Consider the following 13,037-nt stretch of genomic DNA (forward strand, 5'->3'; position numbering starts at 1 on the left):
GCTCCGGTCCGTACAACTCAGCCCGTGCGGTGTTCGAGGCCGAGGCTCTGCCATCCCGAACCCCCACCCACCCCAAGGGGCTCCGCCTTCTGAACTCCGGTCCGTATCTTTTAGCCCGTCCGGCGTTTGAGGACGAGGCCGTTCAGGCCGAAGCGGGGTCTGGGGGCGCAGCCCCCGGCGGGGTCGAAGGGGCAGCGCCCCTGGGGATGGGACGGGTAGGGGCGGCGGGGGCGAAAACACCACCGCCCACAAACACCGTGCTCCACCCCCCACTCCCAGCGACAATGACCCGGTGCGGTACAGAATCCTGGGCATAACCCAGGCCGAGGACACCCAGGGCACCCCCCTACCCATCCCCGGCCCCCGCCTCCGCACCCTCCTCACCGCCCTGGCCCTCCACCCCGGCCGCCTCACCACCCCCGACACCCTGATCGAAGAGATCTGGTCGGACACCCCACCCCACGACGCCCCCGCCGCCCTCCAGGCCCTGATCGCCCGCCTGCGCCGCACCCTCGGCAAGGACGCCATCACCTCCGCCCCCGGCGGCTACCGCCTCACGGCCACCCCGGACGACGTAGACCTGTTCGTCTTCGAACGCCTCGTGCACGAGGGCACCACCGCCCTGTCGAACGACGACCCGGCGACCGCCGCCCACACCCTCGACGAGGCCCTCTCCCTCTGGCGCGGCCCCGCCCTCACCGACCTCCCCGACCGCACGGCCGCGACCCGCGCGAACGCCCTGCACCTGGAGGCGACCCGAGCCCGCACCGAGGCCGCCCTACGCCTCGGCCGAGCCCAAGAGGTCGTACCCCGCCTCAGAGAACTGACCACGACCCACCCGTACGACGAACCGCTGCACGCGCTGCTCATCCGCGCCCTGCGCGACACGGGCCGCACGGCGGACGCCCTGGCCGCCTACGAGACGGCCCGCCACACCCTCGCGGAAGGCCTGGGCGCGGACCCGGGCCCCCAACTCCGCGCCCTGCACACGGAACTCCTGACGACCCCACCCCCACCCACCGCATCACGCCCCACCACCCCCACACCACCCACTCACTCCTCCACCCCCACACCACCCACTCACCCCTCCAGCCCCACCCACCCTGAAGCCCCCACCCGAACCGGCAACCTCCGTCCCCGACTTACCTCTTTCGTGGGCCGGGAACCCGAGCTCGACGCCATCCGTTCCGAATTGCACAGGGCCCGACTGGTCACGCTCACCGGACCGGGCGGCTCAGGAAAGACCCGCTTGGCCGAGGAAGCCGCCGCAGGCACCCCCCAGGCCTGGCTGGTCGAACTGGCACCCCTCGACCACCCAGAGGCCGTGCCGGGCGCGGTGGTCAACGCCCTCGGTCTGCGCGAGACCGTACTGAAGACCACCGAGCTGACGGCCCCGCAGGACGACCCGATCGCCCTGCTCGTAGAGCACTGCGCCCCACGCAGCCAGCTCCTGATCCTTGACAACTGCGAACATGTCATCGAGGCGGCGGCCACCCTCGCCGAGACCCTCCTCACCCACTGCCCCGGCCTCACGGTCCTCGCCACCAGCCGTGAACCCCTGGGCGTCCCCGGCGAGTCCGTGCGCCCGGTCGAACCCCTCGTCCCCGACCAGGCGCATCGCCTCTTCACGGAGCGCGCCACCGCCGTCCGCCCCGACGCGGCCACCCTGCTCCGCGACGAGGTCAACAGCGCGGCGGTGGACGAGATCTGCCGCCGGCTCGACGGACTGCCGCTCGCCATCGAACTGGCCGCCGCCCGACTGCGCCTGCTCACCCCACGCCAGATCGCCGACCGCCTGGACGACCGCTTCCGCCTCCTCACCTCCGGGAGCCGCACGGTCCTGCCCCGCCAGCAGACCCTGCGCGCGGTCGTCGACTGGTCCTGGGACCTGCTCGACGACCGGGAGCGGACGGTACTGCGCGAGGTGTCCGTCTTCGCCGGCGGCTGGGACCTCACGGCGGCCGAGGCCGTGTGCACGGGCCCCGCGGCCGACCTGATCGGGTCCCTGGTCGACAAGTCCCTGATCGTGGCGTCCCCGTACGAGCGGGACGGCGGCGACGGCATGCGGTACCGCATGCTGGAGACCATCCACGAGTACGCCGTCGAGCGCGCCGCCGAGGTCCCCGGACTGCGTGCCGCGGCCGAGCGCCGGCATCGCGCGTGGGTGCGCGCGCTCGTGGAGGAGGCCGAGCCGCAACTGCGCTCCGCCGGTCAACTCCCGTGGATCGCCCGCCTGGAGACGGAGCTGGACAACATCCGCGCGGCCCTGCACGGCGCCCTGACCGAGGAGGCCGAGGCCGAGGCGGGCGCCCTCGCGATGGCCACGGGCTGGTTCTGGTGGCTGCGCAACTACCGCACGGAGGCCATGTCCTGGACCGACCGGATCCTGCGCCTGGGCGTGACGCTGGACGCCGCCGAACGGAGCGACGCTCTCCACGCAGCCGGTCCCATTGATCCCACCGATCCGACCGGTCCCACCAATCCCACCGATCCGATCGGTCCCACCAATCCCACCAATGCCACCGGTCCGGCTGATCCCGTCGATCCCATCGACCCGGCCGATCCCGTCGACGCTTTCCTCGCCGACCCGGACGGGGAGACGCACCACCCGCTGCACACCCTGCGGATGAATCTCCGGATGCTGCATCTGTTCCTCAGGATCGACGCCGAGCCGCTGGAGGATCTCCTCGACGACCGCATGCGGGAGTACGTCGACCGGGTGCGCGACCACTTCGCACGGGGCGGTCCGGACGCGGCCCGGGTGCCGGGACTCGTGTGGCCGATGACCACCTTTTCCAGGGACGGCTCGCTGGGCATACGGGCCGCCCTGGACAGCACGGTCGCCAACTGCCGTGCCCACGGCGACGACTGGTCGGTCGGCGTCAGCCTGATGTTCCGCACCCACATGATCGTCGACTCCTCGGGCGGCATGGCGGGCATCGACGACGACCTCGCGGAGCTACGGGTGCTCAGCCGCCGGGTCGGCGACCGCTGGATGCGCGCCCAGGTGTGCAGCGCGGCCGGTGAGGCGGCGATGATCCGCAGCCGGCCGGAGGAGGCCAAGGCGGAGTACGCGGAGGCCTTGCGGCTGGCCTACGAGGTGGAGGCGTACGCCGAGACGCCGTTCCTCCTCGCCCGGCTCGCCGAGGTCGCCTACCGCACGGGCGACCGCTCGGCCGCGCTGAAGTCCCTGGACGAGGCCACCGCCGCCGCCGACCGCTACGGCGTCGCGGAGGCCCAGGCGTTCGTCAGGCTGATGGAGGCCCGCATCGCCTTGGACGACGACGACATCGCCCGCGCGCGTGAACTGGTGGACGCGGTCCGGGCGGAGGTGGGCCAGGACGTGGCGCCGCCTCAGTTCATGGTGATGGTGCTGTCGATCGAGGCGATGGTGGTGGTCGCCGAGTCCGGCCCGGAGCGCGGGCTGCCGCGATTCGTGGACACCGTCCGGCAGGCGGTCGAGAAGCAGTGTGCCGACGCGGTCGTGGCGACCCTCGTGGACATGACGGCCGCCCTGCTGACCGACCTCGGCGATCTCCCGCGCGCGGCCCGGCTGCTCGCCGCCGCCGAACGCTGGCGCGGCGGCGTTCCCCGTTCCCGACCGGAGGACGAGCGCGCCGAGTGGGCCGAGCAGGCCGCACGCGCGGGCTTGGGCCCAGCGCGGTACGCGGCGGAACGCGCCCGGGGCGCGACCCTCACTCCGGAAGAGGTCCTCGCCGAACTGGCCGAATCGGAGGAACTGGGGCCCCACCAGCACCTATTGGGGCACTAGGAAGTCGGCTCCCCAGGACTTCCCAGGGCTCCCCTGGACTACCTAGGGCTCCCTTGGACTACCTAGGGCTCACTAGTGGCCCCAAGTCGCCCCCGCCGCCCCCGATTGCCCTAGCCGCAGGAGAACTTCGACTCGGCCCAGTCCGCGAGCGCCAGGGAGTCGAAGTCGCTGAGCGGTTCGACGACCAGCCGTACGGTCTTGCGGCCGGCGATGTTCACATGGACGGGCACCGCACGGTCCCCGCCCCGGATCGTCCCGGACCGCCACAGCTGGACGCCGTCGGCGTAGACCGAGAAGTGCACCCGGCCGATCCCCAGGGTCATGTCGTCGACGCCGACGAGTGCGTCGTAGGAGTTGCAGCTGCGGTTGAGGTCGATGGTGACGGAGGACCGGCCGTGCACGGTCACCCCGTGCGCGTACCGCTTGTCGGCGATCGACACCCCGTACCGCTGCCACACCCAACTGCTCTCGCCGAGCCGCATCTCGGGCCCGGTGCCGTCGCCGGACACGTTGTAGGACAGCTCGCTCCACTGGTAGACGGTCGGAGCGGGCGGGGGAGGCGGCGGCGTCGGGGTGGGTGTCGGGGTGGGCGTGGGCCTCGGGGTCGGTTTCGGCGTGGGGGTGGGCTTCGGGGTCGGCGTCGGGCTGGCCTTGGGCCGGGGAGTCGGCGTCGGTTTCGGCGTCGGCTTGGGGGCTGGGGCCGCCGCGAACACCGGGGGTTCCGGCTCGGGTTCCTTCTTCGAGGGCGCGGGCGTCGGCGCTTCGGGCTTGACCACCGGCGCGGACACGGGCGGTTTGGCGTCGGGCGTCTTGGGCGGGACTTCGTTGTTGACCAGCGCGAGCGCCACCGCCGCGGCCGCCACCGCGACGACACCGGCCGCGATGCCGGCCTTCACGGGCGCGCCGAGCCCCTCGGAGGCCACGGCCCCACCGGCGCCCGCCCCGCCGGACGAACTGCCGCCCGCCGCCACGGCCGCACCCGTGGCTCCTGCCGCGCCGGCTCCCGCGCCACCGGCGATGAGCGCGACCACCTTGGCGTACCCGGCGGCACCGAACCAGCCGATGATCGCGACCGGCACGACACCCGGGATCCCGCTGGCGACTTCCTTGATCTGGCCCGCGGCGAGCCGGCACTTGGCGCACTCCTCCAGGTGCTTGCGCAGGCCCCGTTCGGCACGGGTGCGCAGTCCGCCGCGGGCGTAGGCGCCGAGCCGGTCGGCGTAGCGGGCGCACTCCTCGTCGCCGACGAGCGCGGCGCTGACGTGGGCCTGGAGGTAGGCCTGCTTGAGGCCCTCGCGGGCGCGACTGGCGAGCACGCGCGTGCCGTTGGCGTCGAGCCCGAAGAGCGTGGCGACCTCGCTAGGCGACTCGTCCTCGACCTCGGTGTGCCACAGCACGGCCTGCCAGCGCTCGGGCAGCGACCGGAAAGCCTGCATGGCCATGGTCTGCTCGGCCTCGTGCATCGCGCGCACATCGGCGCCCAGGTCGAGCGTGTCGTCGTCGGAGACCTCGGAGCCGCGGGCGGCCTGCGCGGCGAACACCGCGAAGTCGTCGACCAGTTGCTCGCGCCGGGCCGACTTGGTCCAGTTCGCGGCCACCCGGCGGACGGTGGTGAGCAGATAGGCGCGTACGGCGTGCTCGGGACCCGAACCGCCGCGCACCGCCTGCAACATGCGGGCGAAGACCTCGGCGGTGAGGTCGTCCGCGGTGTGGGCGTCACGGCAGCAGGTACGGGCGTAGCGGCGCACCGCGCCCGCGTGGCGCCGGTACAACTCCTCGTAGGCCGTGTCGTCGCCCGCGCGCATGCGCTCGATCAGGTCGGCGTCGGCCGGTGGCAGATCCCTCGGCGGCGGCAGCACGCTGCCGTCCTCGCGCCGGTCGCGCTGCGCGGGCACGCTGCCCTCGACGGGCTCACCGCCCTGCGCCGGGACGGCGGCCTCGACGGGCTCACCACCGCGCCCCACCCCGGCGGCCCGGCCACCCTGACTCGGTACCTGCGGGGAACCGCTGGCCTCCGGGTCATCGTCACCCAGTGACTCGTCCCGCCCGTCAACGCTCATCGCGGAAAGCCCCCGCCGCCTGACCTACAGTCGCGAACACCGGGTCAGAGTGCCATATTGGCTTTTGTTCAGGACCCCCTTGGAGGGGACCTTCCACTCATCCGTGGGGACTTGTCGCGCCGCAGTGCTAGCCGTCACCCGTCCGGGAACGGCTCAAATGACGCTCCCGGGGCGAGAGTTGCGCCATCTGTCCGGAATGTCGAGCGTGTTGCGAGCTCGCCCGGGGGGCGCGGGCCACGCAGAGCCCACGCTCCTCCGTCACCTTTTCGAGTAACTCGGGCCATGACAGCGGCCGGAGCCGCACCGCCATGAACACCGGCCGGAGCAGCCTGGCCATGACCGCGGCCACAGCCGCCGCACCGGTCGCGACCGCGGCCAGTCATGCGGGGCCGCGATCGCGATCCGTCACAGCGGTCGGGACCGCAGTCCCTCCAGGAGGATGTCCAGCAACCGCGCCGACGCGGCGGCCTGCTGAGCCGCGTCCGGCAGCGAGGGCGCGGCCGTCGCGATCACCAGCAGTACGTCCGACACCGAGACGTCGGGCCGCAGTTCACCCGCCGCACGCGCCCGGTCCACGAGCTGGCCCACGACCTCCAGCAGCGCGGCCGCGCCCGTGTCGTCGTCCGCCGAGACCGCCGGCACCCCCTCGGGCACCAGCCGCAACTCCCCGGCACCCGGCTGGGACCGCTGCTGCGGCACGCGCGCCTCGTCGAACGCGCCGTCGCCCTGCTCGTCCGCGACGCCGACCCTGAGGACCTGCGGCGGCAGCAGCCGCCCGGCACCCGAGGCCACCGACGTCCGCAGGAAGCGCGAGAGCGCCGACCACGGCTCGTCCTCCTGGCCGAGCGCCGTCCGGGCCTGCTCGGTCAGCCGGGAGGTCTCCTCCTCGGCTATCCGCCGCACCAGGACGTCCTTGCTCGGGAACCGCCGGTAGACGGTCCCCACACCCACCCGCGCCCGCCGCGCCACGTCCTCCATCGGCGCGCCGTATCCCAGCTCGCCGAAGACCTCGCGCGCCGCGCGCAGTACGTGTTCCAGGTTGCGCTGTGCGTCCACGCGGAGGGGCGCCGTGCGGGCACCGTCCCCGCGTCCGTTTGCCGCCGCGCTCACCACACCAGCCGGTGCGAGCGTGGACGCGGACGACCAATGAGTGTCCTGAATATGCATGAATGTTCCCCCGGTAATGACGTCTCCCCCCGGAGACTCTCCCCGCCATCGGCAGCCGGGGCTCGGGAACAAGCGCGACCACGGGCCCGCCCGTCGCGGACTCGATGAGCGCATCCCCCTACACCCCGTCGACACACGAACATAGTTGAGCGGGGGTCAATTCAGAAGGGGCAGGTTCCGCACGGAGCGCCCCCCGATCGGAGTACGGGCTGCATACGTCCCGATTACACCCCCCAAGGTCACCCGGCGCACACCTGCTGACCTGCAAACCTTCCGCGCACTCCGGCAATTCGGCCAAGTCCGGATGTCCCCGACCCGCGGTCACACAAATTGTCGAGGCTGTGGACAAACTCAAGAGCTCGGTGCGTCATGGGATGGTGAAGGAACGTGCGCGCATTCTCGTTGTCGGCGGCGGCTACGTCGGGATGTACACGGCTCTGCGCCTGCAACGGAAGTTGAAACAAGAACTCAAGCGGGGCGAAGTCGAGATCACGGTCGTCACCCCCGACCCGTACATGACCTATCAGCCGTTCCTTCCCGAAGCGGCGGCCGGTTCCATTTCCCCCCGCCATGTCGTCGTCCCCCTGCGCCGCGTCCTGGACCGCTGTCATGTGGTCATCGGCGAGGCGGAGATGATCGACCACGCCAAGCGCACCGCGGCGGTCATGACCCTCGCCACCGACGAGGAGGGCGCGGGCCCCGAGCGACTGGAGTACGACGAACTCGTCCTCGCGCCCGGCTCGATCTCGCGCACCCTGCCCATCCCGGGACTCGCCGAGCACGGCATCGGCTTCAAGACCGTCGAGGAGGCGATCGGCCTGCGCAACCACGTCATCGAGCAGATGGACATCGCCTCCTCCACCAGAGACCCCGCCATCCGCGACGCGGCCCTGACCTTCGTCTTCGTCGGCGGCGGCTACGCGGGCGTGGAGGCGCTCGGCGAGCTCGAGGACATGGCCCGCTACGCCGCCCGCTACTACCACAACGTCGAGCCCGACGACATGAAGTGGATCCTCGTCGAGGCCTCGGACCGCATCCTGCCCGAGGTCGGCGAGGAGATGGGCCGCTACACGGTCACTGAACTGCGCCGCCGCAACATCGACGTACGCCTGCACACCCGCCTGGAGTCCTGCGTCGACCGCGTCGCCGTCCTCGACGACGGCGCCCGCTTCCCGACCCGGACGGTCGTATGGACGGCCGGCGTGAAACCCCACCCGCTGCTCGCCGGGACCGACCTCCCGCGCAACGAGCACGGTCGGCTGAAATGCACCCCCCAGTTGACGATCGAGGGCACCACGCACGCGTGGGCCGCGGGAGACGCCGCCGCCGTCCCCGACGTCACCGCCGAGAAACCCGGCACCGAGACCGCGCCCAACGCCCAGCACGCGGTCCGCCAGGCCAAGGTCCTCGGCGACAACATCGCGCACTCCCTGCGCGGCGAGGACCTGGAGACGTACGCGCACAAGTACGTCGGCTCGGTCGCCTCACTCGGGCTGCACAAAGGTGTCGCGCAGGTCTACGGGCGCAAGCTGAAGGGCTACCCTGCCTGGTTCATGCACCGCGTCTACCACCTCAGCAGGGTGCCCACCTTCAACCGGAAGGCTCGCGTCCTGGCCGAATGGACGCTCTCGGGTCTCTTCAAACGGGAGATCGTGTCGCTCGGTTCACTCGAACATCCCCGAGCGGAGTTCGAACTCGCGGCCGGTGGAAAGCCTCCTACCGACCCGAAGGGGTCGTCCTGACCGGAGTGAGGAACTCCGTACACCGCGCAGGCGTCTGACGGATGTCGCCCTCGTAGGCCACACTGCCAGACTGGTCCCACCCCTCGGACGAGCAGAAGCTCGCCCCTCGAACCCGCGAGGCTCTCCCCACCGTGCTGCATCCCCGGGGCGCCGACCCCCAGACCCCCGGCCGGGTCCGGAGCCGGCCGAAGACGACGACACGAGGCAAGGATTCGTGAACTTCACGCGCTGGAGCGCCCGGCTCCCCGGAACGCAGCGCCGCGCCGCAGCGCGGACCGACCACGCGGTCACCGCGGACCGGCGGACGGAGGGCGCGGGCTCGGTCCCCGCCGCCCGCGCCGAACAACTCACCGACGAGCCCCCGCCCGTACCGGCCGTCGACGACCTCCCCGTCCGCGAGGTCCTCGACCGCGTCCCGGCCCTCGTCGCCCTCGTCCACGGCCCCGACCACCGCGTGGCGTACGTCAACGACGCCTATGTGACGGCCTTCGGCGTACGCCCCCTGGGCGAACCGACCCGCGACGCGCTCCCGGAACTCGACGAACTGGGCCTGCTCCCGCTCCTGGACCAGGTCCTGCGCAGCGGCAAGCCCCGCACCCTCAAGTCCCGCAAGGCTCCCGACGGCCGCTCCTACACCTTCACCTGCACTCCGGTCGCCGAGGGCGACGACGGGGGAGTGCTCGTCTTCGCCACCGACGTCACCGACCACGCCGAGGCCGCCGAACGCCTGCGCGCGAGCGAACGCAGCCAGCGCGAGACGGCCGTCACCCTCCAGCGCTCCCTCCTCCCGCAGGAGCTCGAAGAACCCGACGACCTGCGCATCGCCGCCACCTACCAGCCCGGCGGCACGGAGGCCGCGGTCGGCGGCGACTGGTACGACGTCATCACCCTCGGCGGCGGCCGCACGGCCCTGGTCATCGGCGACGTCATGGGCAGAGGCGTCCGAGCGGCGGCCGTCATGGGCCAACTCCGCACGGCGGTCCGCGCGTACGCCCGCCTCGACCTCCCCCCGCACGAGGTCCTCCAGCTCCTGGACGGCCTCGCCATCGAGATCGACGCCAACCAGATCGCGACCTGCGTGTACGCCATCCACGACCCGAACGAAGGCCGCCTGGTGTACGCCTCCGCCGGCCACCTCCCGATCCTGGTCCGCGACGAGAGCGGGGTCGTCCTGCGCGCCGACGAACCGACCGGCCCGCCGCTCGGCACCGGCGGCTGGATGCACTCCTCCGGCTCGATCCCGCTCGGCCCCGGCTCCACCGCCGTCCTCTACACGGACGGCCTGGTCGAACGCCGCAACGAGGACCTCGACGAGGGCATCGCGGCTCTCCAGCGCGCCCTGGCGGGTGCCACGGGCACCCCGCAGGTCGTCTGCGACCGCCTGGTCCGCTCGGCCGGCGTCACCGCGGACCACGACGACGACGTCGCCGTCCTCGTCCTCCAGCACCCGGCCCGCACCGGCCCCGACAGCGACCTGTTCCGCAACGCGGCCCTGGAGCTCCTCGGCGGCGTCGAAGCGGCCCCACGCGCGCGTGCGTTCGCCTCAGGCGTCCTGACCAGCTGGCGCTTCCCCACCGAACTGCACGACCTGGGCGTCCTGGCCGCCAGCGAACTCGTCGCCAACTCCCTCCAGCACGGCATCCCACCCATGCGCCTGCGCCTGCGCCGCACCGACCGCCGCCTGATCATCGAGGTCACCGACGGCGACGACCACCTCCCCCGCCGCCGCCGAGCCGAACCGGGCGACGAGTCCGGCCGAGGCATCGCCATCGTCGCCACCATCGCCACCAACTGGGGCTCCCGCCGCACCCCCGGCGGCGGCAAAGCGGTCTGGTGCGAGTTCGTACTCCCCCGCCCGACCTAGACGCACACAGAAGCGGCCGCCACCCCCAAGGGCGACGGCCGCTCTCCCATCCCGATCTCACGCCTCGGCGACAACCGGCTCCGCAGCCGCCCCACCCCGAGCGACCACCCGACTCCTGGCCACCGCCCAAGGCCGATCCTGTACGGCGGTCAGCTGCCGCCCCAGCCGCAGCGCGAGGAACGTGATCCCCAGCGAGAACAGCAGGAACGCCACGATGTACGGCGCGTGCAGCGAGGCCCCCATCGGCCCGCCCACCGCGGGCCCGACGGCCAACGCGAGCTGCTTCACCAGGGCGAAGGCGGAGTTGTACTGCCCGGCCATCCCCTCCGGCGCCAGATCGGCCACCAGCGGAGCCACGGTCGGCGACAACATCGCCTCACCCAGCCCGAACAGCGCGTACGTCGACACGAAGGCCGCCGTCGCCATCTCCTTGCTGCCGTGCCCGAGCCCGGCGTACCCGGCCACGACCCACGCCACGGCCCAGATCAGCCCCACGAGCGCGATGACCCGCGACCGCCGGCGCCGCTCGACGAACCTCAGCACGGCGAACTGCGCGACGACGATCATCAGGGTGTTGGCGGCCAGCGCCGACCCCAGCGCGGACGTGGAGATCCCGGCCGCCTCGACCCCGTAGGCACTGAGCCCCGACTCGAACTGCCCGTAGCAGGCGAAGAACAGCACGAAGCCCAGCACGGACAGCTGCACCATGGCCCGGTTGCCGAGCAGCTGCTTCCAGCTCCCCTTCGCCGATCCGGCAGGCGCGGTCCCGATGTGCGGGGCGTGCGGCGTCCGCACGGTCGCCATCACGACCGCCAGCAGCAGGAACATCGCCGCCTCGATCGCGAACAGCAGCGTGAAGGAGGACGCGCGCGTGGTGTCGACGAGATGACCACCGATGAGCCCGCCGACGCCCAGCCCGAGGTTCTGCAGGAAGAACTGCATCGCGAAGGCACGCGAGCGCGTGTCGGACGTCGAGCAGTCCACGATCATCGTCGCCAGCGCCGGCTGCATCACGGCCTGCCCGGCCCCGAGCGCCGCCGCAGACAGCAGCACGGCCGTCGCACTGCCCGCGAGTCCGAGGCTCAGCGCCCCCAGAGCGGCGGTGACCAGAGCGGCGATCAGAACCGGCAGGGGCCCGCGCCGGACGATGGCCCGTCCGGCGAACGGCAGTACGACCAACGCGGCCACGGCGAAGACGGCGAGGACGAGCCCCGCCGTCATGGCTCCCAGACCCCGGACCTGCGCCACATAGACGTACAGGTACGGGACCGTGAAGCCGAGCCCGAACGCGCTGAGTGCGTTTCCCACGTGGATCCGGCGCATCGCTGCGCCCATCGCCCTGGTCACGTTCACCTCAATCAAGTAGTTGAGACTCCTAGTAGTTAGGAGTGAAGACTTCGATACTAAACTTCGAAGCTAAATAGTACACAGCGAAGGACTTCAAAGCAAAGAGGGTGCGTGCCATACTGCGGCCATGGCCGAGACCCCTGGCGTCAGCGAGCCGACGCTCGACGAGCAGATCGCCGCCTACCAGCGCGAGTTCCGGGACCTCGACCCGCAGGTCGAGCAGATCGTCTCGGCCCTGTCCCGGCTGAACCGCCGTATGAACGTGGCCTACGGCCGCCAGACCGCCGCTCTCGGCATCAGCAGCTCCGACTGGGAGGTCCTCAAGGCCCTCGTCCTCGCCGGCGCTCCCTACCGCCTGGGTCCCAGTGACCTCGCCAAGCGCCTCGGCCTGACGCCGGCCGCGATGACCCACCGCATCGACCGCATGGTCGGCGAGGGTCTGGTCACCCGGGAGCGCGACGAGTCCAACCGCGTCCGCGTGATCGTCGAGCTCACGGTGGAGGGTCGCGAGAAGTGGCTGGAGGCGATGCGTATGGCCACGGTCTTCGAGGAGGACCTGCTCCAGGACCTCTCCCCGGAGGACCGTACGGCCCTCGGCGACGTCCTCACCCGCCTCCTGCGTAGGGTGGAGCACGCCCAGCCGGACGCGGGCGGACGGCTCAGCGACCTGGACTGAGTCGGAACCGGGCCGGGCGTAAAAGATCTTGACAGGGGCGGGTTGACAGGCCCCATCCGGATCCGTAAAGTTCTTCGGGTTGCCACGGGGCCGTAACGGTTCTGCGGCAGCACCTCCGCCGCGTCAGCGGCAACCCAAACCTTCAGCACGATCTCCCAACCGGGTCGATTTCGGCGTGCCCGAATTCAATTCGATTTGGGGCTCGGCGGCCCGATTGGGAATCGCCGAGAGGATCCGCTAAGGTTTGAGACGTCGGAACGGCCCAACAGCCGGAAAGACAACCCCATCTGACGGGGAATCGGACGCCGAAAGGGTCTGATAGAGTCGGAAACGCAAGACCGAAGGGAAGCGCCCGGAGGAAAGCCCGAGAGGGTGAGTACAAAGGAAGCGGCCGTTTCTTGAGAACTCA

Annotated in this window: 7 protein-coding genes; 4 read left to right on the top strand and 3 right to left on the bottom strand. The window is 71.6% G+C overall.

Features of this window, described 5'->3' with window-relative positions; translation table 11 throughout:
- Positions 1 to 292: 292 nt before the first annotated feature.
- Complete coding sequence (locus tag ACWD5F_RS45205) at positions 293 to 3,772, top strand: AfsR/SARP family transcriptional regulator (RefSeq protein WP_451261951.1); 3,480 nt, start codon at positions 293 to 295, stop codon at positions 3,770 to 3,772.
- Between the two features lie 110 nt (positions 3,773 to 3,882).
- Here the strand turns inward: ACWD5F_RS45205 and ACWD5F_RS45210 are convergent, their stop codons facing one another.
- Together ACWD5F_RS45210 and ACWD5F_RS45215 are read right to left on the bottom strand one after the other, a co-directional pair.
- Entirely contained in the window at positions 3,883 to 5,832 is a 1,950-nt protein-coding gene (locus tag ACWD5F_RS45210; protein WP_451261952.1) for a sigma-70 family RNA polymerase sigma factor, read from the bottom strand.
- Between the two features lie 405 nt (positions 5,833 to 6,237).
- Positions 6,238 to 6,999 carry a TetR/AcrR family transcriptional regulator gene (locus tag ACWD5F_RS45215; protein ID WP_401729803.1) on the bottom strand — a complete coding sequence of 254 codons (762 nt, stop codon included), beginning with the start codon at positions 6,997 to 6,999 and terminating at the stop codon, positions 6,238 to 6,240.
- A 374-nt stretch (positions 7,000 to 7,373) separates the two neighbouring features.
- On the opposite strand from ACWD5F_RS45215, the gene ACWD5F_RS45220 reads away from it, so the two are divergent.
- Positions 7,374 to 8,741: an NAD(P)/FAD-dependent oxidoreductase gene (locus tag ACWD5F_RS45220; protein WP_451261955.1), complete on the top strand. Its 1,368-nt coding sequence runs from the start codon at positions 7,374 to 7,376 to the stop codon at positions 8,739 to 8,741.
- A 214-nt stretch (positions 8,742 to 8,955) separates the two neighbouring features.
- Positions 8,956 to 10,605 (top strand): ATP-binding SpoIIE family protein phosphatase, encoded by a 1,650-nt coding sequence (locus tag ACWD5F_RS45225; protein ID WP_401729800.1) that lies wholly within the window; start codon positions 8,956 to 8,958, stop codon positions 10,603 to 10,605.
- 57 nt (positions 10,606 to 10,662) lie between these two features.
- Here the strand turns inward: ACWD5F_RS45225 and ACWD5F_RS45230 are convergent, their stop codons facing one another.
- Positions 10,663 to 11,940, bottom strand: a complete 1,278-nt coding sequence (locus ACWD5F_RS45230; protein WP_451261956.1) for an MFS transporter — start codon at positions 11,938 to 11,940, stop codon at positions 10,663 to 10,665.
- Between the two features lie 139 nt (positions 11,941 to 12,079).
- Between ACWD5F_RS45230 and ACWD5F_RS45235 the strand changes: the two genes are divergently transcribed.
- Complete coding sequence (locus tag ACWD5F_RS45235) at positions 12,080 to 12,628, top strand: MarR family winged helix-turn-helix transcriptional regulator (protein ID WP_401729799.1); 549 nt, start codon at positions 12,080 to 12,082, stop codon at positions 12,626 to 12,628.
- Positions 12,629 to 13,037: the final 409 nt, after the last annotated feature.

The organism is Streptomyces sp. NPDC002499 (assembly GCF_053595415.1).